Annotated in this window: 20 protein-coding genes and 1 pseudogene; 10 read left to right on the forward strand and 11 right to left on the reverse strand. The window is 59.7% G+C overall.

Annotated features, from left to right (window positions below):
* Nucleotides 1-179 precede the first annotated feature (179 nt).
* The 4 genes from ACZRKZ_RS16210 (at nt 180) to ACZRKZ_RS16225 (ending at nt 7,262) form a co-directional block, all read left to right on the forward strand.
* The gene (locus ACZRKZ_RS16210) at nt 180-1,985 is read left to right on the forward strand and encodes a phenylacyl-CoA dehydrogenase (protein WP_463967868.1); all 1,806 of its coding nucleotides are present in this window, start codon (nt 180-182) and stop codon (nt 1,983-1,985) included.
* A gap of 206 nt (nt 1,986-2,191) precedes the next feature.
* On the forward strand, nt 2,192-3,481 hold the full coding sequence (locus tag ACZRKZ_RS16215) for a GGDEF domain-containing protein (RefSeq protein WP_463982075.1): 1,290 nt from the start codon (nt 2,192-2,194) through the stop codon (nt 3,479-3,481).
* 90 nt (nt 3,482-3,571) lie between these two features.
* Complete coding sequence (locus ACZRKZ_RS16220; RefSeq protein ID WP_463982076.1) at nt 3,572-5,356, forward strand: acyl-CoA dehydrogenase C-terminal domain-containing protein; 1,785 nt, start codon at nt 3,572-3,574, stop codon at nt 5,354-5,356.
* Nucleotides 5,357-5,483: 127 nt separating this feature from the next.
* Entirely contained in the window at nt 5,484-7,262 is a 1,779-nt protein-coding gene (locus ACZRKZ_RS16225) for an acyl-CoA dehydrogenase C-terminal domain-containing protein (RefSeq protein WP_463982077.1), read from the forward strand.
* A 227-nt stretch (nt 7,263-7,489) separates the two neighbouring features.
* Here ACZRKZ_RS16225 and ACZRKZ_RS16230 read toward each other — a convergent pair whose 3' ends face one another.
* Nucleotides 7,490-8,410, reverse strand: a complete 921-nt coding sequence (locus ACZRKZ_RS16230) for a LysR family transcriptional regulator (protein ID WP_463982078.1) — start codon at nt 8,408-8,410, stop codon at nt 7,490-7,492.
* Between the two features lie 208 nt (nt 8,411-8,618).
* Between ACZRKZ_RS16230 and ACZRKZ_RS16235 the strand changes: the two genes are divergently transcribed.
* The 4 genes from ACZRKZ_RS16235 to ACZRKZ_RS16250 all read left to right on the forward strand — a co-directional run bounded on the left by ACZRKZ_RS16235 (nt 8,619) and on the right by ACZRKZ_RS16250 (nt 11,071).
* Nucleotides 8,619-9,899 carry an aspartate aminotransferase family protein gene (locus tag ACZRKZ_RS16235; RefSeq protein ID WP_463982079.1) on the forward strand — a complete coding sequence of 427 codons (1,281 nt, stop codon included), beginning with the start codon at nt 8,619-8,621 and terminating at the stop codon, nt 9,897-9,899.
* A 234-nt stretch (nt 9,900-10,133) separates the two neighbouring features.
* Nucleotides 10,134-10,499 (forward strand): type II toxin-antitoxin system RelE/ParE family toxin, encoded by a 366-nt coding sequence (locus ACZRKZ_RS16240; protein WP_463982080.1) that lies wholly within the window; start codon nt 10,134-10,136, stop codon nt 10,497-10,499.
* Nucleotides 10,483-10,803 carry a helix-turn-helix domain-containing protein gene (locus ACZRKZ_RS16245; RefSeq protein ID WP_133102299.1) on the forward strand — a complete coding sequence of 107 codons (321 nt, stop codon included), beginning with the start codon at nt 10,483-10,485 and terminating at the stop codon, nt 10,801-10,803. Before ACZRKZ_RS16240 ends, ACZRKZ_RS16245 begins: the two co-directional genes overlap by 17 nt.
* 109 nt (nt 10,804-10,912) lie before the next feature.
* Entirely contained in the window at nt 10,913-11,071 is a 159-nt protein-coding gene (locus tag ACZRKZ_RS16250; protein WP_003211049.1) for a YqaE/Pmp3 family membrane protein, read from the forward strand.
* A gap of 8 nt (nt 11,072-11,079) precedes the next feature.
* On the opposite strand, the gene pqqE is transcribed toward ACZRKZ_RS16250, so the two are convergent.
* The 10 genes from pqqE to ACZRKZ_RS16300 all read right to left on the reverse strand — a co-directional run bounded on the left by pqqE (nt 11,080) and on the right by ACZRKZ_RS16300 (nt 20,974).
* Nucleotides 11,080-12,219, reverse strand: a complete 1,140-nt coding sequence (gene pqqE / locus ACZRKZ_RS16255; protein WP_371923846.1) for a pyrroloquinoline quinone biosynthesis protein PqqE — start codon at nt 12,217-12,219, stop codon at nt 11,080-11,082.
* A complete protein-coding gene (gene pqqD / locus ACZRKZ_RS16260; RefSeq protein WP_463967874.1) occupies nt 12,212-12,487 on the reverse strand; it encodes a pyrroloquinoline quinone biosynthesis peptide chaperone PqqD in 276 nt (91 codons plus the stop codon). The genes pqqE and pqqD overlap by 8 nt, the downstream gene beginning before the upstream one ends.
* Nucleotides 12,484-13,236 (reverse strand): pyrroloquinoline-quinone synthase PqqC, encoded by a 753-nt coding sequence (gene pqqC / locus ACZRKZ_RS16265; protein ID WP_133102296.1) that lies wholly within the window; start codon nt 13,234-13,236, stop codon nt 12,484-12,486. The genes pqqD and pqqC overlap by 4 nt, the downstream gene beginning before the upstream one ends.
* Before the next feature lie 10 nt (nt 13,237-13,246).
* A complete protein-coding gene (gene pqqB / locus ACZRKZ_RS16270; protein WP_463967875.1) occupies nt 13,247-14,158 on the reverse strand; it encodes a pyrroloquinoline quinone biosynthesis protein PqqB in 912 nt (303 codons plus the stop codon).
* A gap of 75 nt (nt 14,159-14,233) precedes the next feature.
* Nucleotides 14,234-14,308 carry a pyrroloquinoline quinone precursor peptide PqqA gene (pqqA, locus tag ACZRKZ_RS16275; protein WP_003194766.1) on the reverse strand — a complete coding sequence of 25 codons (75 nt, stop codon included), beginning with the start codon at nt 14,306-14,308 and terminating at the stop codon, nt 14,234-14,236.
* Nucleotides 14,309-14,468: 160 nt separating this feature from the next.
* Nucleotides 14,469-16,883 carry a pyrroloquinoline quinone biosynthesis protein PqqF gene (gene pqqF, locus ACZRKZ_RS16280; protein WP_463982081.1) on the reverse strand — a complete coding sequence of 805 codons (2,415 nt, stop codon included), beginning with the start codon at nt 16,881-16,883 and terminating at the stop codon, nt 14,469-14,471.
* Between the two features lie 50 nt (nt 16,884-16,933).
* Nucleotides 16,934-17,728, reverse strand: coding sequence for a carbon-nitrogen hydrolase family protein (locus ACZRKZ_RS16285; RefSeq protein WP_463982082.1), 795 nt, complete (start codon nt 17,726-17,728; stop codon nt 16,934-16,936).
* 11 nt (nt 17,729-17,739) lie between these two features.
* Nucleotides 17,740-19,431: a flavin monoamine oxidase family protein gene (locus ACZRKZ_RS16290; RefSeq protein ID WP_463982083.1), complete on the reverse strand. Its 1,692-nt coding sequence runs from the start codon at nt 19,429-19,431 to the stop codon at nt 17,740-17,742.
* A gap of 147 nt (nt 19,432-19,578) precedes the next feature.
* Complete coding sequence (locus ACZRKZ_RS16295) at nt 19,579-20,040, reverse strand: Lrp/AsnC family transcriptional regulator (RefSeq protein WP_149413468.1); 462 nt, start codon at nt 20,038-20,040, stop codon at nt 19,579-19,581.
* Nucleotides 20,041-20,101: 61 nt separating this feature from the next.
* On the reverse strand, nt 20,102-20,974 hold the full coding sequence (locus ACZRKZ_RS16300) for a LysR family transcriptional regulator (protein WP_463982084.1): 873 nt from the start codon (nt 20,972-20,974) through the stop codon (nt 20,102-20,104).
* 113 nt (nt 20,975-21,087) lie between these two features.
* Here ACZRKZ_RS16300 and ACZRKZ_RS16305 point away from each other — a divergent pair, with 113 nt between their 5' ends.
* Both ACZRKZ_RS16305 and ACZRKZ_RS16310 read left to right on the forward strand, forming a co-directional pair.
* Nucleotides 21,088-21,513: a VOC family protein gene (locus ACZRKZ_RS16305; protein ID WP_463982085.1), complete on the forward strand. Its 426-nt coding sequence runs from the start codon at nt 21,088-21,090 to the stop codon at nt 21,511-21,513.
* Between the two features lie 10 nt (nt 21,514-21,523).
* A pseudogene (locus ACZRKZ_RS16310) lies at nt 21,524-22,348 on the forward strand (amidase); the annotation flags it as partial.
* Nucleotides 22,349-22,437: the final 89 nt, after the last annotated feature.

Consider the following 22,437-nt stretch of genomic DNA (forward strand, 5'->3'; position numbering starts at 1 on the left):
TATGCGGCATTTTGCTGCAGGCCTCGCCGTGCCTGCAGTTGACCCACGTCAGGACAAACGGTATTTGCGGGACGCTTGACAAGGATAGGTCGTAAACGTATGTTTCAAACAACTGTTTGACCGCTACAACAAATCCACGCGGTTGTTCATCCTAGATTCATCAGCAGAGGTTTATCGCTATGCCTGACTACAAGGCCCCCTTGCGTGATATTCGCTTCGTTCGTGACGAACTGCTCGGCTACGAAGCGCACTATCAGAGTCTGCCGGCTTGCCAGGACGCTACCCCGGACATGGTTGACGCCATTCTCGAAGAAGGCGCCAAGTTTTGTGAGCAAGTGCTGGCTCCGTTGAACCGCGTAGGTGACATCGAAGGATGCACCTGGAGCGAGTCAGGCGTTAAAACCCCTACTGGTTTCAAAGAAGCCTACAAGCAATTCGTCGAAGGCGGCTGGCCAAGCCTGGCCCATGACGTGGCACACGGCGGCCAAGGCCTGCCGGAGTCCCTGGGCCTGGCAGTGAGCGAGATGGTCGGCGAAGCCAACTGGTCGTGGGGCATGTACCCAGGCTTGTCACATGGCGCGATGAACACCATTTCCGAGCACGGCACTGCCGAGCAGCAAGACGCTTATCTGACCAAGCTGGTGTCGGGTGAATGGACCGGCACTATGTGCCTGACCGAGCCACATTGCGGTACCGACCTGGGCATGTTGCGCACCAAGGCCGAACCTCAGGCCGACGGCTCCTACAAAGTTTCCGGTACCAAAATCTTCATCTCGGCCGGTGAACACGACATGGCCGACAACATCGTCCATATCGTGCTGGCCCGCCTGCCGGACGCACCGGCTGGCACCAAAGGCATTTCGCTGTTTATCGTTCCAAAGTTCATGCCGAACGCCGATGGTTCGCTCGGTGAGCGCAACGCTGTGTCCTGTGGCTCCCTGGAGCACAAAATGGGCATCCACGGTAACGCCACCTGCGTGATGAACTTCGACGCGGCCACCGGTTTCCTGATTGGCCCGGCGAACAAAGGCCTGAACTGCATGTTCACCTTTATGAACACCGCTCGTCTGGGCACCGCGCTGCAAGGCCTGTCCCACGCCGAAATCGGTTTCCAGGGTGGTCTGAAATACGCCCGTGATCGCCTGCAAATGCGTTCCTTGACTGGCCCGAAAGCGCCGGACAAGGCCGCCGACCCGATCATCGTCCACCCCGATGTACGCCGCATGCTGTTGACCATGAAAGCGTTCGCCGAAGGCAACCGTGCGATGGTCTACTTCACCGCCAAACAGGTTGATGTGGTCAAGTACAGCATCGACGACGAAGTCAAGAAACAGGCTGACGCACTGCTGGCCTTCATGACCCCGATTGCCAAGGCGTTCATGACCGAAGTCGGTTTTGAATCCGCCAACCACGGCGTACAAATCTACGGTGGCCACGGCTTTATCGCCGAGTGGGGCATGGAGCAGAACGTTCGCGATAGCCGTATCTCGATGCTGTACGAAGGCACCACCGGTATCCAGGCTCTGGACTTGCTCGGCCGTAAAGTGTTGATGACTCAAGGCGAAGCGCTCAAGTGTTTCACCAAGATCGTCCACAAGTTCTGCCAGGCCAACGAAGGCAACGCAGCCGTCCAGGAATTCGTGACGCCGCTGGCGGCACTGAACAAGGAATGGGGCGAGTTGACCATGAAGGTCGGCATGGCGGCCATGAAGGACCGTGAAGAAGTCGGTGCCGCGTCGGTGGACTACCTGATGTACTCCGGTTACGCCTGCCTGGCTTACTTCTGGGCCGACATGGCGCGCCTGGCTGCCGAGAAACTGGCTGCCGGCACCAGCGAAGAAGGCTTCTACACCGCCAAGCTGCAGACTGCGCGCTTCTACTTCCAGCGTATCCTGCCGCGTACCCGCACTCACGTGGCCACCATGCTGTCGGGCGCCAACAACCTGATGGACATGAAAGAAGAGAACTTCGACCTGGGCTACTAAGCCTTATCGGGTTCACTGCGAAGCCGCCACTCTTTCGGGAGCGGCGGCTTTTTTTTGAGCGATAAAAAACCGGAGTTGCGCGCTCAGGGATTATGACTTGCTGCCGTTACAGTGATGGCAATGTGATATAGGTCACATTGATTGTGCTTAACTGTGTTCAAGTAAAGGCACTGTGCCATCTTTCATTGTGGGTCGGAGCTTTACCCTTGCCGCGCGCGTCTGCTGTACGTTTCAGTCATTTCCTACCGTCGCTGCTGTTATTGCTGGCGGGGTTGTCGGCTGCGTACGTCAAGGATCTCAACGTCTTCTTCACCTCTCTGTTCAACGTCCTGCCGACGCTGGTGTTGCTGCTCGGCGGTGCGTATTGCGCGGTGTACCGTCGTCAGCGCGAGCTGTTCCTGATGATCACGGTGTACATCGCCTATTTCCTGCTGGACACCCAGACTGATTTCTACCGCGATAATGGCTGGGTCCGCGATGACGCCGCTGTGGTGTTTCATTTGTGCTGCCTGCTGTTGCCACTTTTGTTTGGCATCTATGCACTGTGGCAGGAGAGGACCCACTTGTTTCGCGACTTTGTCGCGCGCTGTGCGGTGCTGCTGGCCATTGGCAGCGTGGCGCTGGGCCTTGAGCAAAGTTATCCGCAGCCTTTATTGAACTGGCTGGCGGAGATTCGCTGGCCGGCGTTGCATGGCACATGGCTGAGTTTGATCCAGCTGTCCTACCCAATGTTTATTCTCACCTTCATCCTGTTGGGGGTGCAGTACTGGCGTCAGCCACGGCCATTGCACGCCGCGCAATTGGTAGGGTTGCTGGGGCTGTTTTGGATGTTGCCCCAGACCTTCATCCTGCCGTTTACCCTGAACATCATGTGCAGCCAGGTGATGCTGATGATCGCTGCGGGTGTCTCCCACGAGGCCTATCAAATGGCCTTCCGCGATGAGCTGACTGGCCTGCCAGGCCGCCGCGCCCTAAACGAGCGCATGCAGCGGCTGGGGCGCAGCTATGTACTGGCGATGGGCGACGTCGATCACTTCAAGCGCTTTAACGACACCCACGGCCATGACGTGGGCGACCAGGTGCTGCGGCTGGTCGCCAGCAAGCTGTCCAAGGTCAGCGGCGGCGGCCGCGCTTATCGTTATGGCGGCGAAGAGTTTGCCGTGGTGTTCGCCGGCAAGACCCTGGATGAATGCCTGCCGCATCTGGAGGAGATCCGCCAGATTATCGCCAACTACAACATCAGATTACGTAATCCCGACAGGCCTCAAGACAACCATCAAGGCCGGCAGCGTCGGGCGGGCAGCTGTGCCACCAGCGTCTCGGTGACACTGAGTATCGGTGTAGCCGAGCGCCAGGCCGAGCAACGCACCCCGGAAGAGGTGCTCAAGTCCGCCGACCAGGCGCTGTACAACGCCAAGGGCGCCGGGCGCAACTGCGTGGTGGCGGCGGGGCAGAACCTCCGGGGCGCAGTGCGCATGGGCAGCGCTGCCGGTTGAGTGATGGTGGTGTATTCAGCGGCTCTACAGTGATTGTTCGAGGCAGCGGGCGGCAGTAGCGTGAAGCCATCTGCCGCCGGAGACATCACCATGCCTGACTATAAAGCTCCCCTGCGCGACATGCGCTTTCTGATCGATCACGTCTTTGATTTTCATGGCCACTACGCCGAACTGGGCGCCACTGACGCCAGTCCGGACATGGTCAGCGCAATCCTTGAAGAAGGCGCGAAGTTCTGCGAAAACGTCCTGGCACCATTGAATCGTTCGGGTGATGAAGAAGGCTGCCATTTCGACAATGGCGTGGTGACGACGCCCAAAGGCTTCAAAGAGGCATTCGCCCAATACGTGGAAGGTGGCTGGCACGGCGTCGCATCGGACCCGGCCTACGGTGGCCAAGGCTTGCCGTTGTCCCTGGGCCTGGTGCTCAGCGAGATGATCGGCTCAAGCAACACTTCGTGGGGCATGTACCCCGGCTTGACCCACGGCGCGATGTCGGCGATCCGCGCCCACGGCACCGAGGAACAGAAAGACACGTATCTGAGCAAACTCACTGCTGGCCAGTGGACCGGCACGATGTGCCTGACCGAAGCCCATTGCGGTACCGACCTGGGGATCATCAAGACTCGCGCCGTGCCCCAGGCTGACGGCAGCTACGCGGTCACCGGCAGCAAGATATTCATTTCGGCCGGCGAGCACGACATGAGTGAAAACATCATCCACCTGGTGCTGGCTAAACTGCCAGATGCTCCCGCTGGCACCAAGGGTATTTCGCTGTTTATCGTGCCTAAATTCTTGCCCGATTCAGGTGAACGCAACGGCGTGAGCTGCGGCTCCATTGAACACAAGATGGGCATCAAGGCTTCGGCCACCTGCGTGCTGAACTTCGACGTCGCCCAGGGCTTTTTGATCGGTGAGGCGAACAAGGGCCTCAACTGCATGTTCACCATGATGAACCACGCGCGCCTGGGCACTGGCATGCAGGGCTTGTGTTTGGGCGAGGCAAGCTTCCAGGGCGCGATCAAGTACGCCAACGACCGCTTGCAGATGCGCTCGCTGACCGGCGCCAAGGCCCCGGAAAAAGCCGCCGACCCAATCATCGTCCACCCCGATGTACGGCGCATGCTGCTGACCATGAAAGCCTTCAACGAAGGCAACCGTGCGTTGACCTACTTCACCGCGCAGTTGCTCGATACCGCGCACTTGAGCCGCGATGCCACTCAGCGCCAGGAAGCCGAAGACTTGTTGGCTTTCCTTACGCCGATCTGCAAGGCGTTCATGACTGAAACCGGTCTGGAGGTCACCAATCACGGTATGCAGGTGTTTGGCGGCCACGGATTTATTCGCGAATGGGGCATGGAACAACTGGTGCGTGATTGCCGGATTGCACCGATCTATGAAGGCACCAACGGCATCCAGGCCCTGGATTTGCTGGGGCGCAAGGTATTGGGCAGCCAGGGCAAACTGCTGCGGGGCTTTACCAAAATCGTCCACAAGTTCTGCGCCGCCAACGCCGAGCATCCACAGCTCAAGGCTCATGTGGCGCAGCTCAATGAGCTGAACCAGCAATGGGGTGAGTTGACCGTCAAGGTCGGCATGGCCGCCATGAAAAACCCCGATGAAGTCGGCGCGGCGGCCCTGGATTACTTGATGTACAGCGGTTACATCATCCTTGCCTACCTGTGGCTGCGCATGGCTCTTGTGGCCCAGGCGCAACTGGACGATGGCAGCGGCGACAGCGAATACGCCCGAGGCAAACTGGCGACCTGCGAGTTCTATTTCAAGCGCCTGCTGCCGCGCACCACCGCTCATCGGGCGGCCGTGGAGGCGGGGAGTGAGTGTTTGATGAGTTTGCCGGCGGAGCTGTTTGCGTTATAGCAGTCGTGACCGAAAAATACTTAATAGTCATGAGTAGACCCTATGTGTCGCAAAAGTTGTTCGGGTACACTCGGGGTCTGTAAAAACGACCCTACCGAATCACTTTAAAGTTCTCACGAGGTTTGCCATGGCTGACTACAAAGCGCCGCTGCGCGATATGCGCTTCGTCCTCAACGAAGTTTTCGAGGTTGCCAAACTGTGGGCACAGCTGCCGGCCCTGGCAGACACCGTAGATGCAGAAACCGTTGAGGCGATTCTTGAGGAAGCCGGCAAAGTCACCGCCAAAACCATCGCGCCCCTGAGCCGTGGCGGCGACGAGGAAGGTTGCCGCTGGGACAATGGCGTGGTCAGCACGCCCGCCGGTTTCCAGGAAGCCTACAAGGCCTATGCCGAAGGCGGATGGGTTGGCGTCGGTGGCGACCCGGCCTACGGCGGCATGGGCATGCCCAAGGTGGTCTCGGCCCAGGTCGAGGAAATGATCAACTCAGCGGGGCTGGCGTTCGGCTTGTATCCGATGCTGACTTCCGGTGCGTGCGTGTCGATCAACACTCACGCCAGTGACGAACTGAAAGCTACCTATCTGCCGAACATGTACTCCGGCGCGTGGGCGGGTTCCATGTGCCTGACCGAGTCCCACGCCGGGACGGACCTGGGGATTATTCGGACCAAGGCCGAGCCTCAGGCGGACGGTTCCTACAAAATCAGTGGCACCAAGATATTTATCACCGGTGGCGAACACGACCTCACCGAAAACATCATCCACCTAGTGCTGGCCAAATTGCCGGACGCGCCAGCCGGTCCCAAGGGTATCTCACTGTTCCTTGTGCCCAAGTTCATGGTTAATACTGATGGCAGCCTCGGCGCACGCAATCCGGTGACCTGCGGTTCCATCGAGCACAAGATGGGCATCCAGGCGTCCTCCACCTGTGTAATGAACTTCGACGAAGCCGTTGGTTACCTGGTGGGCGAGCCGAACCGCGGGTTGGCGGCAATGTTCACCATGATGAACTACGAGCGCCTGGGGGTCGGCATCCAAGGCCTGGCGTCCGGCGAGCGTTCCTACCAGAACGCCATCGAATACGCCCGCGACCGTGTGCAAAGCCGCTCGCCTACCGGCCCCAAGGCCCAGGATAAAATCGCCGACCCAATCATCGTCCACCCCGATGTGCGGCGGATGCTGCTGACCATGAAAGCCTCAAACGAAGGCGGCCGTGCATTCTCTACCTATGTGGCGATGCAACTGGACACGGCCAAGTTCAGCGAGAATGCGGCCACCCGCAAACGCGCGGACGATCTGGTGGCCTTGCTGACGCCGGTGTCCAAGGCCTTCCTGACCGACCTGGGCCTGGAAACCACCGTCCACGGCCAGCAGGTCTTCGGCGGCCACGGCTATATTCGCGAGTGGGGCCAGGAGCAACTGGTGCGCGATGTGCGCATCACCCAGATCTACGAAGGCGCCAACGGCATTCAGGCCCTGGACCTGGTGGGGCGCAAGATCGTCGGCAACGGCGGCGCGTTCTACACCTTGTTTGCTGACGAGATCCGCCATTTCACCGCGACTGCCAGTACCAACCTGGCCGAGTTCACCAAGCCGCTGAACGCAGCAGTGGATGATCTCGATGAGTTGACTAACTGGTTGCTGGACCGCGCCATGTCCAACCCGAATGAAATCGGCGCGGCGTCGGTGGAGTATCTGCATGCATTCGGTTACATGGCGTACGCCTACATGTGGGCGCTGATGGCCAAGGCTGCGTTGGGCAAGGAGGCACAGGAAGACTTCTACGCCAGCAAACTGGGTACGGCGCGTTTTTACTTCGCCCGCCTGTTGCCGCGAATCAAGTCTCTCAGTGCTTCGGTCAAGGCCGGCAGTGAATCGCTGTTTTTGCTGGACGAAGCGCAGTTCTGATCAAGGTGATGCTGTGTAAGCATTCTCTTACATGGCGTACTGCTATTCGTCCTCTATCGCTAGATTGGATCCACGGCTAATCTACTTCACATGGACGTCGCGCAGGAAGCGCAAAGCAACAACACGGACACGCAGGATTCTGCCAGGAAGGCGGAGTGAAATGGATGTCAGGGAAACAGTCTGCAAAGCCCCGCTTCGGCGGGGTTTTCTTTTGCCTGCGAAAAAGTTCAGGCCTGGCCATCCAGTGGTCGCGAAGGTCCGTGCGGGCCATTCATCACGTCCTCCAGCAATGTGCGCAACAGCTCAAGCGTCGCCTGTTGACGCTGTACATCTCGGCACACCAACCCTACCTTCAGCGTCACCCGTGGTTCACTCAATGGCTTCCACAGCAAAGCAGGGTTGCTGTGTTCGTCCTGGGAGCGGCCGGGCAGCACGGTCGCCAGTTTGGTGTGAGGTAAGCTGTCGAGAATACCCACCATCGTATTCAACTCTGCCTGCACCTGCGGCCGACGGCCCTGGTTAGCCAGTTGCGCCTGCCAGATCTGCCGCACCTGGAACTCCTCCCCCAGCAACAACATCGGCAATTCGGCCGCCTGCTTCAGGGAGACCTTCTTGAATTCCCGCAGCGGGTGGTCGGCCGGGATCACTACCTTCAGTTCATCTTCGTACAGCAGCACGCCATGCAAACCGGGTTGGCGGGGCGGCAGGTAACTGATGCCAATATCCAGCGAACCGTTGAGCAGACGTCGCTCGATCTCAAGGCCGGTCAACTCGTAGATTTGCACCACCAGATGCGGCTGGGCCTTGCGCACCCGCTCCAGCATCCGTGGGACCAGGCTGGTGTGCACGGTTTGTAGCACGCCGATGGCCAGGGTGCGCAAGGCCTGACCCTTGAAGTTGCGCAGCGCCTCGACCGCTTGTTGCATGCCGTCGAGCAAGGGCAGGGCATGGTTGTACAAGGTGTGGGCGGCGAGGTTGGGCAACAGGCGTTTGCTGCTGCGTTCGAACAGGCTCACATCGAGGTTCTGTTCAAGTTGGCGGATCTGTTGCGACAGCGCCGGCTGGGAGATCGACAGGCGCTCCGCCGCACGGCCTACATGGCCTTCTTCGTACACCGCGACGAAGTAACGCAGTTGCTTGAAATCCATAAGTAATGCTTATCGAAAAAGCTGGAAAATCGAAATGGCTGTCTGCCCCAAAGGCGCCTAGTCTACGCCTATTCACAGGGCTTACAGGGCCAGAGCGCGCGATGAATACCGTTTACGGCGAAGCTGTTTACATAGGCAAGGCAAAAAACATCGGGCGGAGTTTGTTGGGTGGTATCGACCAATGTCCAGTTGCCAGCAGGCTGCATTCATGAACCTGTTTAACCTGCGCCGCCCTGCACCCAGCCTTGATGACCTGATACTGGACCTGAAAACCCCGATGCTGCGCGATGACCTTTCCAGCGATTGCCTGATGCCCAGCGTTGCCCGCCCGCCTCAGGTGTTCGTTCGTGGCCAGGGTTCATGGCTGTGGGACAGCAACGATCGCGCCTATTTGGACTTCACCCAGGGCGGCGCGGCCAACAGCCTCGGCCACAGCCCCTCGGTGCTGGTCCACGCCCTGGCCGATCAAGCTCAGGCGCTGATCAACCCTGGCAGCGGGTTGCACAACCGTGGCCAGTTGAACATCGCAGATCGCCTGTGCCACAGCACCGGCAGCGACCAGGCCTATCTGCTCAACAGTGGCGCGGAAGCCTGCGAAGCGGCGATCAAGCTGGCGCGCAAATGGGGCCAGCTGCATCGTGGTGGAGCCTACCGCATCATCACTGCCAGCAACGGTTGCCACGGTCGCAGTTTTGCCGCGATGTCGGCGTCGGCTGACGCCCGTGAAAACCGTTTCGAACCGCAGTTGCCCGGCTTCAGCCACGTACCGTTCAACGATTTGCCAGCGTTGCATGCGGCGGTAGATGCGCAAACCGTGGCGATCATGCTGGAGCCGATCCAGGGCGAGGCCGGCGTTATCCCGGCGACCGAACATTACCTTAAGGGTGTTGAGCGGCTATGCCGGGAACTGGGGATACTGCTGATTCTTGACGAAGTGCAGACCGGTATCGGCCGCTGCGGCACCTTGCTCGCTGAACAACGCTACGGCGTGCGCGCCGACATCATCACCCTCGGCAAAGGCTTGGGCGGCGGTGTGCCTTTGGCTGCTTTACTGGCCCGGGGCAAGGCCTGCTGTTTCGACATCGGTGAACTGGAAGGCACCCACCACGGCAATGCCCTGATGGCCGCTGCCGGGGTCGCCGTTCTCGACACCGTGCTGGACAGTGGCTTTCTTGAACGCGTGCGTGAAACCGGCCACTACCTTGGCGAAGGCCTCGCCCGCCTGGCCCATCGCTACGGCCAGGGAGAACTGCGCGGCCAAGGCCTGCTCTGGGGGATGAGCTTGTCGGATGATTCGGCAGACGCCGTGGTAAAGGCTGCGCTGTACGAAGGCTTGATCCTCAACGCCCCGCAATCCGACTGCCTGCGCTTCACCCCGGCGCTGACCGTCAGCCAGGGCAACATCGACGAAATGCTCCTGCGCCTGGCCCGCGCCTTCGCCCGCGTGCGCACCGCACAACTGCAATGCAGCCGGGGCATCGCCGTGTAATCCCGAATTTCTGAACCGTCTCGCGGTATACGCGGCGCCTCCGGCCTGATTTTTTTGGCTGGGGGCTTTTTTTTGTCTCGGCGATTTTCACATTGAAACGTGTGCTTGAGCATTGGAGAAAACAATGGCTTTTTAGCGGGCGTCGGCAAGGACTGCCGATAGGGCGCAAAGTTTTTTGCGTGTTCTATTTTTAATGTGTACCACTCGGTGGTATGTTTATGGGAAGGGATGTCCATGAGACTGAGGCTATTCAAGGCTAGGCACTTTGCCGCATCGGCCGGTAGGGCCTGGATTTGCGATTCAGAGTTGAGAGAAGCCTTTAGCGAAATGCTCAATGGCCAAGCGGACAATCTGGGAGGAGGGGTTTGGAAAAAGCGTCTCAACCAGAACCACCATCGCTCCATTGTCTTGGCCAAGGGCGGGCACTACTGGGTTTATCAATTTCTGTTAGCCAAGCAGGATCAAAGCAACATCAGTCAAAAGGAACTGACTGGGTTCAGGGCGCTGGCAAAGGTTCATGAAGGTTTAAACGATGCACAGGTCCAGCAGTTACTGGATCTCAGGGAGTTTGTGGAGATACATCATGACCAAAAAGTTTGAAAGTGAAGCGCTTGAGTCGATTCACGAGTCAGCCAGCGCACTGTATTCAATAGGTGCCATCAGCAAGACCACGCTTCGTCAATTTGATGAGGCATGCCTTGCACCTGTCCCGGCGCAAATCCCGGCTGAGCAAATCAAGCAGATCCGCGAACGCAGCCACGTCAGCCAACCGGTGTTTGCCCGTTACTTGAACACCAGCGCTTCCACCGTCAAACAGTGGGAGTCGGGCGAGAAGCAGCCTAGTGGTATGGCGCTCAAGTTGCTGAGCATTGTACAAAAGCATGGACTGGAAATTTTGGCGTGAGATGAGCCTGAGGGAGATGGCTCAGTGCCGGCTCCCACTGAACCCTCACGAACGCCCAGGGTCGATTAGCTGTACGGTTCACACGAGCCGATTTTCCGGAGTTGAGCCCATGGATATTATTCGTATCATCATCGCCATTCTGTTGCCACCACTGGGTGTGTTCCTGCAAGTGGGTTTCGCTGGCGCGTTCTGGCTGAATATCCTGCTGACCTTGTGCGGCTACATCCCGGGCATCGTGCATGCGGTGTACATCATCGCCAAACGCTGAAGCCTCACTCAGCCTTTCGCAATCAGCCGTGAGTTTCGCTCATTGCGAAAGGCCAACTGTTCGATCGTCTGGGTGGCGTGTTCGGCTTCCTCGCGGGCCTGAAGGATCATGCCGTGGTGCTCGGACTTGCTGCACACTGGGTCGGCGTTGCTTGCATCCCCTGTCAGCATGAACGCCTGGCAGCGACAGCCACCGAAGTCCTTTTCCTTCTCGTCGCATGATCGGCACGGCTCGGGCATCCAGTCATAACCGCGAAAGCGGTTGAAGCCGAACGAGTCGTACCAGATGTGCTGCATGCTGTGGTCGCGCACGTTGGGAAACTGCACTGGCATCTGCCGGGCGCCATGGCAAGGCAAGGCGGTTCCGTCCGGCGTCACCGTCAGAAAAATACTGCCCCAGCCGTTCATACAGGCCTTTGGCCGTTCCTCGTAATAATCCGGAGTAACGAAGATCAGCTTGCACGGATGCCCTTCGGCTTCCAGCTTGGCACGGTATTCGTTGGTGATGCGCTCGGCGCGCGTCAGTTGCTCCTGGGTCGGTAACAACCCGACGCGATTGAGTTGGGCCCAGCCATAAAACTGGCACGTGGCCAGTTCGACAAAGTCGGCCTCCAAAGCGATGCAAAGCTCGATGATGCGGTCGATCTTGTCGATGTTGTGGCGATGGGTGACGAAGTTCAGCACCATCGGGTAGCCATGGGCTTTCACTGCACGGGCCATTTCCAGTTTTTGCGCAAAGGCCTTTTTTGAGCCGGCCAGCAGGTTGTTCACCTGTTCATCGCTGGCCTGGAAGCTGATCTGGATATGGTCCAGTCCTGCTTTCTTGAAGTCGCTGATCTTCTGCTCGGTCAGGCCGATGCCGGAGGTGATGAGGTTGGTGTAGAACCCCAGTTTGCGCGCCTCGCTGATTAGTTCGGCAAGGTCCTGGCGCACCAGAGGCTCACCGCCGGAAAACCCCAGTTGTGCGGCGCCCATTTCTCGGGCTTCGCGAAACACCTTGATCCACTGTTCGGTGCTCAGTTCCTTGCCCTGCTCGGCGAAATCAAGCGGATTGGAGCAGTACGGGCATTGCAGCGGGCAGCGATAAGTCAGCTCAGCCAGCAGCCAGAGTGGCAGGCCGATCTCAGGCTTGGGCGGCAGATCAGGCAAGTTCGATCCAGTGCTCTGCACGGGCGACCTCCATGAATTGTTCGATGTCTTTAGCGAGTTCAGGCACGCCGGGAAACTGAGCGTCCAGCGCCTTGATGATCGCGGCCACATCCCGTTCACCGTCGATCAAACCGCCGATCAGCGCTGCGCTGTCATTGAGCTTGATCATGCCTTCGGGATACAGCAGCACATGGCCCTTTTGCGCCGGTTCGTACTGGAAGCGGTAACCGGTGCGCCATGCCGGTTTTTTGCTGAGGTCGAAACTCATAGTGCGATTCCCTTATGCCAGACCCGTTGCTCGGTCACGCTGTGATAAGGCGCACGGTTCAGTTCATAGGCCATGCTCATGGCATCGAGCATGCTCCAAAGGATGTCCAGTTTGAACTGGAGAATTTCCAGCATGCGCTCCTGGCCGTCGCGGGTGGTGTAGTGCTGCAACGTGATGGCCAAACCGTGCTCTACATCACGCCGGGCCTGGCCCAAACGCGTGCGGAAATATTCGTAGCCAGCAGGATCGATCCACGGGTAATGCTGAGGCCAGCTGTCGAGGCGCGACTGGTGGATTTGCGGGGCGAACAGCTCGGTCAGAGAACTACTGGCGGCTTCCTGCCAACTGGCACGGCGGGCGAAGTTGACGTAGGCGTCGACGGCAAAACGCACGCCGGGCAGCACCAGTTCCTGGGAGCGCAGTTGGTCCGGGTCCAGGCCAACAGCCTGGCCCAGGCGCAGCCAGGCTTCGATGCCGCCGTCTTCGCCGGGGGCGCCGTCGTGGTCCAGCAGGCGCTGAATCCATTCGCGGCGGATTTCCCGGTCCGGGCAATTGGCCAGGATCGCGGCGTCCTTGAGGGGAATGTTGACCTGATAATAGAAGCGATTGGCGACCCAGCCCTGGATCTGCTCACGGGTGGCCCGGCCTTCGTACATCGCCACGTGGTAGGGGTGGTAGATGTGGTAGAAGGCGCCCTTGGCCCGCAGGGCCTGTTCAAATTCGGCTGTGGTTAGCGGTGTATTGGTCATTGGGTCGCTCCTACAATTCAATGCTCATGCCGTCGTAAGCCACTTCGACATTGCGCCTTACCAGCTCGGCCCGCTCAGGCGAATCTTCATCAAGAATCGGGTTGGTATTGTTGATGTGGATAAGTACCTTGCGCTGCTTGGGCAACTGCTCCAGCACTTGCAGCATGCCGCCGGGGCCGTTCTGCGCAAGGTGGCCCATCTCGCGGCCGGTGCGCGTGCCGACGCCACGTCGCTGCATTTCGTCGTCATCCCACATCGTGCCATCCACCAGCAGGCAGTCGCTGGCGGCCATGATCTCCAGCAGTGGTGCATCTACTTTGCCCAGGCCGGGCGCATAGAACAGCTTGCCGCCCGTGCGCAGGTCTTCGACGATCAAGCCGATGTTGTCACCAGGGTGCGGGTCGAAACGATGGGGAGAATAGGGCGGCGCAGCGCTGCGCAGCGGCAGTGGGGTGAAACGCAGGTTGGGGCAGGCGGGGATCGTAAAGCTGGCGTCCAGTTCGATACGGTTCCAGTTAAGGCCACCGTTCCAGTGAGTCAGCATGGTGAACAGCGGGAAACCGGTGCTCAGGTCCTCATGGACCATATCGGTGCACCAGACCTGATGCGGGCAACCTTCCCGCAGGCTGAGCAGGCCGGTGGTATGGTCGATCTGGCTGTCCATCAGGATGATTGCGCTGATGCCGGTATCCCGCAGGGCGCGGCCGGGCTGCATTGGGGCAAAGCCCTGCAGCTGGGCGCGGATGTCCGGCGAGGCGTTGCACAGCACCCAGTTCACGCCGTCATCGGAAATCGCGATGGACGATTGTGTGCGCGCTTGGGCCCGCAGGCTGCCATCACGAAAGCCCGCGCAGTTCACGCAGTTGCAATTCCACTGCGGGAAACCACCGCCAGCGGCGGAACCTAGAATCTGGACAAACATGGCCGCTCCATCACACAAGACTCAAAAATAAAAACGCCCCGGCGAACCGAGGCGTTGCGCTGCGATACAAAGGTATTAACGGCTTGCGAAGTACATGGTGACTTCAAAGCCTATACGCAGATCAGTGTAAGCAGGTTTGGACCAAGTCATGTTCATACTCCTACGAATGGATGGGACGATTACTACTAAGTTATACATATAGTCCACCTCCAGGCGGAGATGTTCAGATGCTTAGGTGGCTATGTTACTCAATTTTTCATCGTCCTCGCCCCGGTTTGCCGGAGAAAGCTCATTGCAGGGTTGGTAATGATCATTGCGTTGGCTGCCAGGGCTCACCGGGGCAGGGCCTGCTGGACAGGCAGTGCCAGCCACCTGTGGCCTGATTCAGTTGTCGGGTAGCGTCCAACAGATCCTGTTTCGTACGCGTCTGGATGCAAGCGTGTAATTGCTCCAGGTAATCCGACGGGTGGCCTGCCAAGTGAGCTTGCCAGAGTAGTTCGCCCGCCTGGGTTGTGGGCAATGCTTGCTGGGAAAATTGGCTGGCGAGGACCTGCGGCACTTGATCATCACTTTCATCGATCCAAGTGGGCAGTTGCGTTAGAAACGTCTGGATATGGTCGAGTATTTCTTTCACGCAAACGCTGGGGGATTGCACGCCAAATAACAGACCGGTTTGCCCGTTGATTTGTCGGATGCCGCTGAATACCGCGTAGCCCAGTTGCAGTTCGACCCGCAGGCGCTGGTAGAACGGCGCCTGCGCCAAGTGCGCCAGCAGGCGCCAGTTGGCTTCATCGGCCAGGGATTGCGTGGGTGTCGGGCAGAACAGCAGCAAGGCGGCTTCGCTGGAGTCGGTAGCGACTGTCTGCCAGCAGTACTGGCCGGCGATCGACTCGGCTTGCTGGGCAATGCTTGCGGGCTGTCCTGGCAGGCGGCCGGCCACACTTTTGATCGCTGTCTGGCCGACCTCGCAAATGCCGGTCCCGAGGCCATCCCAGGTAGCCGTTGACCACAGGCTTTGCAGGTCTGTGAAGCTCACAGGAAGCGATGCTGCAGCTGCATGGGTAAACACCTTGAGTAACTGCCTGATCGCAATCAAGGGGGCCGGGGTGTGCAGTGCCATCTTCCAGGCACGTTCATCAGGCTGTGTCAGAGCCCGCGACAGCTGCTCCAGCACCGCCGGCATTGGTTCGTGAAGACCGATCAGCTTCAGTAGCCAGTCATTGCCCACTGCCTCGAAGGTCACTTCGACACCGGCCTGGCGGGCGTTTTCCCGTACCGTGAGCAGACTGCTTTCCAGGCGAGGGAAAAGGCTGGCCCGCAGCGGTGAATCCAGGCGCCAGCGCAGGTAAAGAGCGCCTTCGCTGCTGTCGTCCGCCAAGGCCTGGCTGAAAGCCAGTGCCGACAGATTCCGCCGACCCCGTGAGCGATCCTGGGCAAAGGTGCGCAAGCCACGATGGGCGCTGGTTTGGCCACGAATCAGTCCCGGCTGTTCAGCTTTGGCCACCGGGCGCAGGAACGGGTTGCTCGGCGGGAGCTGCCAGGCGTGTCGGCTGGGCTCCAGCTGCAGTGAGTCCAGCAGCGACTTGAGTGCAACGGCGCCTTGTTCGGACAGGCCCGGTTCCAGGCCTTCGCTGTCTTGGCGGACCAGCGCCAGGGCACCGCTGATTTGCTGTTGCCGGGCGATCAGCAAAGCGTATTCTTCGTGCAACGGCGACCAGTCACTGCGGGCGAAAAAGCTCAGCCAATCCCGGAGCACTTCCTCAATTTGTCCCGTCTGTTGCGCCCCTTCGGCACTCAGGGTGAAGTCGATATCCAGCAGCGCCTGCCCGTTGAACTGATACAGCGGGGCGGCGTGCAGGGCGCTGATCAGTTGCCGTGCCTGGAGTTCGGCGAGCAGTCCACCCGGGGCCGAGGCGTTTAGCCAGGTGCAGAGGAAGTCCAACGCTTCGCGGGGCCCTTCGCAAGCAATGACCTGATGCAGATGGTCATTGGCCTGGTGTAGATAGGTGCGCTCATGGCCTGTCATCAATGCCGGTGGCGCACTTTGTGGTCGCGCCAATCCTGGTTTGAGTTGGGTGCTGAACCCCTGCGCCAGCGCTTGCAGTTCCGCCAGCGACTGCGGCCCGGCGAGACTTAAGGTCATTTGCCCAGCCTGATAAAAGCTTTCGTAGAATTCATGCAGCGCCTGCTGAAAACCCTCACGCGGTACCGGCAAGCTATAGCGATTACCCGCATGGAAGGCCCGCAACGGATGATCCGTTGCAATGCCGCCCAGCAAGGTCAGTTGCTGCTGCGACGTGGCATCCCGAGACCAAGCGATGAACTCCGCATGCAGCACTTCACGCTCGCGCCGTTGGTCGTCCATGGCCAGGCGCGGATGAGCCAGCATATCGCCAAGGCGCTCCAGCGCATCGGCGAAGGCCTGCGCAGGCACTTCAAAGAAAAAGTCGGTAGTGCGCTCACGGGTACTTGCGTTGAGCTGGCCGCCGTGGCGTTGCACGTAGGTCATCAGCCCTTCGTTTGCGGGAAAACGCTGGGTACCGAGAAACAACAGGTGCTCAAGAAAGTGCGCAAGCCCCGGCCAGGCCAAAGGCACGTCATGACTGCCGGCAGCAACCCGCAGGGCTGCCGCACAGCGCTTTAAACGCGGCGCATGACGCAGGGAAACCCGCAAGCCATTGGCCAGGGTCAGTTGAAGGTGATGAGGGTGGGTCGGCGCAGGCATGAGCACTTCCGAAGCGTAGGAAGTGCTTATGCTAGCGCAAAGCTGGCGGGTCAGCGCTTGTTCAGCGTGCTGTAAAGCTCGGGGCGCCGATCCAGCAGGTAGCGATTGGCCGCTTGTGAATCCCGCATCAACTGCCGGTCCAGGGTGCCGATGATCAAGGCTTCGTCGAGGCCGGCCTGGGCCACTCGCTGGCCGTCCGGTGCGGCGATGCTGCTTTGCCCGCAGTAGTGAATGTCCTCCTCATGCCCGCAGTAATTGGCGTAAGCCACGTAACATTGGTTTTCAAAGGCGCGAGCGCGCACGGTGACGTCGGCGATGAAGTCGTAGGGCACCATGTTGGCGGTGGGCACCAGAATCAGCTCGGCACCGGCGAGGGCCAGGCGTCGTGCGTTTTCCGGGAACTCCAGGTCGTAGCAAATCAGAAAACCCAGCTTCCAGCCGTTCAACTCCACGATGGGAAAGTCATCGTCCCCGGCGCTGAACATCGAGTGGTCGAGGTCACCGAACAGGTGGGTCTTGCGGTAATTGCACAGGCGCTGGCCGTTGGCGTCAATCAACTGCACGGCGTTGTAGATCTGCCCGTCGTCAGCCCGTTCCGGGTAGCCGTAGAGAATCGCCAGGCCACAGATTTTCGCCAGGTTGGCGATGGCTTGTGCCGATTCGCCATCCTGGGATTCGGCCAGGGCACCTACCGCTTCGACACCGATGTTGTAGCCGCTGAGAAACATTTCCGGCAGCACCAGCAGGTCAGCGCCTGTGGCTTCCAGCGCCACTTGATGCAGGCGCTTGAGGTTGCCGGCGACGTCCAGTGGCAGCGGCGGGCATTGATACAGGGCGACACGCATGGTGGTGCTCCTCACTCGGGCAGTGCGATTGGCCCGATTTCGTCGAACACGTCGCCCGGCCCCGGGTTCTGTGCGTGGGTGCTGCCGCCGAAGTGGGTCATGATGCCCCACACCGCGTTCAGCGAAGTCTGTACCGCGCCTTCGACCCAGGCGGGAGTCCAGGATACGTCATCGCCGGCGATGAAAATCCCTCGCTGTTCGGCAGGCATGTCCTTTTGCATGAAGTGCGCGTACATCCGCTGGTTATAGCGATAGTGGCCTGGCAGCGCACCTTTGAACGCGCCAAGGAAATGCGGGTCGGCTTCCCAGGAAACGGTGATTGGGTCGCCGATGATGCGCGCCGCGATATCGACTTTCGGGTAGATTTTTTTCAGTGCGTCGAGGGCCAGCTTCACGCGTTTTTCGATGGGCTGCGGCAACATTTTCAGGGCGTCGCTCATCCACGAGTAGGACAGGCAAATCACCCCTGGCTTGTCGTCACCGTTGTCGAAAAGGTAGGTGCCGCGAGTCAGGCGGTCGGTCAAGGTCATGCTCATCAGGTCGCGACCGGTTTGTGGGTCCTTGTCCTTCCAGAACGGCCGGTCGACCATCACGAAGGTTTTCGACGACTGCATGTAGCGAGTGCGGTCCAGGGCCATCCACATCTTTTGCGAGAACAGGGTTTCATCGCATTCGATCTGGGTAGTCAGCAGCCAGCTTTGGCAGGTGGTCAACACCGCAGCGTACTCCCGGGTGTCGCCCCAGTTATCGGTGACGGCAAAGCGGCCGTTGGCTGCGTGGGCAATGCGTTTCACACCGGTGCGCGCTGCGCCGTTGTGCAGGGAACTGAGGCTGGTACCTTCCGGCCAGTGGGCGCAGCGCTCCGGCACATGGCGCCAGATGCCCATGGGCACTTGCGCGACGCCGCCCACCACCAGGTGCTGGTGATCGTCGCAGTTGGTCATCACCACGCGGAAGATTTCCAGCATCGAGTTGGGGAAGTCCGAATCCCAGCCGCCGGTGCCGAAGCCGACCTGGCCGAACACTTCGCGGTGATGGAACGACAACTTGGCGAACGCCTTGGAAGTGGCGACGAACTCGTAGAATGTGCGGTCGTCCCACAGCGGCACCAACGTGTTCCACAGCTCTTTGAGACGCGGCACATCGCGGTCGCGGATGGCTTGCTGGATATCGCCGAACTGTGAGCCAGCTTCCAGGGCATCAGCCCAGGCCTCAGCCACTTCCTGGAACAGTGCAGGAAGGTCGGAGAGTTTTTGTGCGTAGTGGGTCTGGCCTTCCAGGTCGATCACGGTGCTGCCGGAGGCCGGCGTTAGCGGGTTGGGGAAGGGCTTGGTCTCAAGGCTCAGCTTGTCCACATAGTGATAGAACGCGGTGGAAGACACCGGGAAACGCATGCCGCCCAGTTCGGCGATGATGCCTTCGGCGCCTTCAAAGGCTTGGGAGCGCAGGCGCCCACCCATTTTCGAGGCTTCGTACACCACCGGCTTGAGGCCCAGCTTCATCAGCTCATAGGCGGCCACCAGCCCGGCAATGCCGGCGCCGACGATTGCCACTTCGGCGCCGTGGTTGGCGGCCGGGATGCTGCCCAGGCCGGCCGGGTGTTCGATCCAGTCATCGAAGGCGAACGGAAAGTCCGGCCCGAAGATAGTGATGGGCTTTTTACCATTTGCAGGGTGGCGATTGTTCTTCTGGGAATCGTTCATGGCTGACCTTGCTGGCGACTCGAACGGGGCACGACCCGTTGAGTATAGGAAAAGATGGCAGCCATTCTAGGGAGCGTAGCGCTCGTTAATAAGACGCAAAGTGTCGTCGTATTGGATTGTTTTTAGTCAGAGTGACGAGATTGATGGTCAGGTTGGCTGCCCGCGATCCAGTTTATTGCTGAGAATGATCGACGTGGTGGTCTTTTCCACTCCGTCGACACTGCCGATCTGGTCCAGGAGTTGATCAAGCTGTTCCGGCGAATCAGTGCGCAGCCAGGCCACGTAATCGAACTCGCCGCTGACTGCACACAGTTGCTGAACCTGCGCCATGGCGCTGATCCTGCGCAGCACTTCCTTGCCGGAGCGCGGTTGCACAGTAATGCCCACATAGGCCTGCAGGCCGCCGTCCACTACCCGTTGCCCCAGGCGCACGCCATAGCCGGTAATTACCTGGGTTTTTTCCAGGCGTGCCAGGCGCGAGGTGACCGTGGTACGGGCGATGCCCAGTTGCCGGGCGAGCATGGCCACGCTTTCGCGAGCGTTGATCTGCAAGGCGGCGATCAACTGGCGATCGATTTCATCGAGGACGGGAGGGCGAGTGGCGGGCAAGGTGTTCTCCGGCGCGGGCGGCAATGGGTGGGCATGTTACAGGCTCATGCACATTGAAGGCTCATGTCACGTCGGCGACTGCCATCAGGCACCGGGCAAACAGCTGAGGTACCGGCAGGTTGCGTTGGCTGTAGCGGCTCAGCAGGATGATTTCACGGTGAAATATCAGGCCGCCCAAGGGGATGACGCGTACCTGTGGCGCGCGGTCCAGCCATAGTCCCGCGTGGGGGATCAGCGAAATGCCCAAGCCGCACTCGACCATTTTGACGATGGCTTCCAGTTCATCCAGCTCCAGCGCTACTTGCACCTCCAGCTTTTGCTCGCGCAGAAAGCGGCTGACCAGCCGGCCGCCAAATGAAGCGCGGTCATACCTTACGTGTGGGTGAGTGTTGAGCAGTTGAAGCGGATCGTCGCCTTTCACGTCGTTGGGGACGATCAACACAAACGGCTCTTTGCGCAGCACCTGGACGTGTAACTCCTTGGGCAGGTCAAAGGGCGGACGAATGATGATCGCCGAGTCCAGCTCCCCAGCGTCCACCCGGCTGAGCAACTCCAGGGACACGCCAGGTACCAATTTGCACTCCACCGTCGGCGCAGCTTGGCGTAAGCGGACCAAGGCTTGCGGCAACAGGCCAGTCTGCGCAGTGGTGATGGCGCCGACTTTCAACTCGCCGCGATACTCGTTGGCATCCACCGGCACCGCCATGCGGTTGAACGTCTCCAGAATTTCCCTGGCTAACGGCAAGGCCCGGATGCCCGCTGCATTGAGGCTGGCCTGGCGCCCGGTGCGGTCGAACAACTGCACGCCGAGCACCTGTTCCAACTGGCGGATCTGGGCACTGACGGCCGACTGCGTCAGCCCGATATGCATGCCGGCGGCCGCGAACGTGCCATGGCGGGTAACGGCGATAAAGGTTTTCAGTTCCCGCAGCATCGGCTTCTCGATTGATCAAAATAATTTGTGCTCGGCGCAAAAACTATCGTCTTTTCATCGCCAAAGGCAAGGCTAAACTCGGGCAGACCTAATGCCCATAGAGGTTTGACCTGATGACCCTTGCTCCCTTTCACCTGGCAATCCCGGTATTCGACTTGTCCGCTGCGCGGCTGTTCTACGGCGAAGTCTTTGGCCTGGAGGAGGGCCGCACCAGCGAGCACTGGGTCGACTTCAACTTCTTTGGCCATCAACTGGTCATCCATGAACACCCGAAAACCGCCAGCCAGGAAGCTGCTCACACCAATGCGGTGGATGGCCACGACGTGCCCGTCCCGCATTTTGGTGTGGTGCTGGGTTGGGACGATTGGCACGCCCTGGCGCAAAGGTTGCAGGCGCGGGGTACGCAGTTTGTGCTGGAGCCGCACATCCGTTTCAAGGGACAGGTGGGCGAGCAGGCGACGCTGTTTCTGTTTGACCCATGCGGCAATGCGCTGGAGTTCAAGGCATTCAGGGACATTGGGCAGTTGTTTGCCAAGTGAAGGAGCGACCATGAACCACCTCGACGCAACCGGTATTGCCGAGGCAGTGGGCTCTGGCGCTACGACGCCAGGCATTGTCGCTGAGTATTTTCTTGCACAGATAGGCAGCGGCGAGCCGGATATTCAGGCTTTTGTTTCCTTCGATCCTGAGGCTGTGCGCAAGCAGGCCAGTCAGCTAGAAGGTTGTGCTGGTCCGCTGGCGGGAGTGCCGGTGGGGATCAAGGACATCTTTGATACGGGCGATCACCCCACGGAGTTCTATTCGCCGATTTACCAAGGCAATCGTCCGTCGCGGGATGCTCATGTGGTGACGCTGCTGCGCCAGGCTGGCGCGATCATCATGGGCAAGACCCACACCACTGAATTTGCCTATATGCACACTGGGCCGACGCGTAATCCACTCGATCTGTCCCGAACGCCTGGGAGCTCCAGTGCTGGTTCTGCGGCGGGGATGGCGGCCGGGTTTTTCCCATTGGCGTTGGGCACCCAGACTGCAGGCTCGTTGCTCAAGCCAGCCGCTTACTGCGGGCTGTATGCCTTTAAACCTTCGATGGGACTGGTCTCGCTGGAAGGGGTTAAACCCCTGGCGCCGAGTTTCGATACGGTGGGTTGGTATGGACGCTCGGTGCGCGATCTTGAGCGGGTGGCGCGAGTGTTGATTCCAGGGTTTGCGGCTTTCGAAACCGAGAGCCGCCCTTTACGGCTTGGGTTCTGCCGCACATCCCGCTGGCCTGATGTGCAGCCGCCGGTGGCACGCGCCATTGAGCAGGCGGTGGTGCAATTGGCGGGCAAGGGGCACCACGTAAGTGAGGTCGTGCTCCCCACTGGACTTGCCCCTACAAAACCGAACACCAACTCCCCGTTAAATTGATGCTGCCGCTAAGCGCCTGAACTCCCTCGGAGAGCGATAGTTCAAGGCGCTGT

The organism is Pseudomonas sp. c313, assembly GCF_055407145.1.

What these genes read in the sequence shown, in the direction of transcription:
- ACZRKZ_RS16210 (WP_463967868.1), top strand. Translation starts at nt 180, where the DNA reads ATGCCTGACTACAAGGCCCCCTTGCGTGATATTCGCTTCGTTCGTGAC.
- ACZRKZ_RS16220 (WP_463982076.1), top strand. Translation starts at nt 3,572, where the DNA reads ATGCCTGACTATAAAGCTCCCCTGCGCGACATGCGCTTTCTGATCGAT.
- ACZRKZ_RS16225 (WP_463982077.1), top strand. Translation starts at nt 5,484, where the DNA reads ATGGCTGACTACAAAGCGCCGCTGCGCGATATGCGCTTCGTCCTCAAC.
- ACZRKZ_RS16230 (WP_463982078.1), bottom strand. Translation starts at nt 8,410, where the DNA reads ATGGATTTCAAGCAACTGCGTTACTTCGTCGCGGTGTACGAAGAAGGC.
- ACZRKZ_RS16235 (WP_463982079.1), top strand. Translation starts at nt 8,619, where the DNA reads ATGAACCTGTTTAACCTGCGCCGCCCTGCACCCAGCCTTGATGACCTG.
- ACZRKZ_RS16240 (WP_463982080.1), top strand. Translation starts at nt 10,134, where the DNA reads ATGAGACTGAGGCTATTCAAGGCTAGGCACTTTGCCGCATCGGCCGGT.
- ACZRKZ_RS16245 (WP_133102299.1), top strand. Translation starts at nt 10,483, where the DNA reads ATGACCAAAAAGTTTGAAAGTGAAGCGCTTGAGTCGATTCACGAGTCA.
- ACZRKZ_RS16250 (WP_003211049.1), top strand. Translation starts at nt 10,913, where the DNA reads ATGGATATTATTCGTATCATCATCGCCATTCTGTTGCCACCACTGGGT.
- pqqD (WP_463967874.1), bottom strand. Translation starts at nt 12,487, where the DNA reads ATGAGTTTCGACCTCAGCAAAAAACCGGCATGGCGCACCGGTTACCGC.
- pqqC (WP_133102296.1), bottom strand. Translation starts at nt 13,236, where the DNA reads ATGACCAATACACCGCTAACCACAGCCGAATTTGAACAGGCCCTGCGG.
- pqqB (WP_463967875.1), bottom strand. Translation starts at nt 14,158, where the DNA reads ATGTTTGTCCAGATTCTAGGTTCCGCCGCTGGCGGTGGTTTCCCGCAG.
- pqqF (WP_463982081.1), bottom strand. Translation starts at nt 16,883, where the DNA reads ATGCCTGCGCCGACCCACCCTCATCACCTTCAACTGACCCTGGCCAAT.
- ACZRKZ_RS16285 (WP_463982082.1), bottom strand. Translation starts at nt 17,728, where the DNA reads ATGCGTGTCGCCCTGTATCAATGCCCGCCGCTGCCACTGGACGTCGCC.
- ACZRKZ_RS16290 (WP_463982083.1), bottom strand. Translation starts at nt 19,431, where the DNA reads ATGAACGATTCCCAGAAGAACAATCGCCACCCTGCAAATGGTAAAAAG.
- ACZRKZ_RS16300 (WP_463982084.1), bottom strand. Translation starts at nt 20,974, where the DNA reads ATGCTGCGGGAACTGAAAACCTTTATCGCCGTTACCCGCCATGGCACG.
- ACZRKZ_RS16305 (WP_463982085.1), top strand. Translation starts at nt 21,088, where the DNA reads ATGACCCTTGCTCCCTTTCACCTGGCAATCCCGGTATTCGACTTGTCC.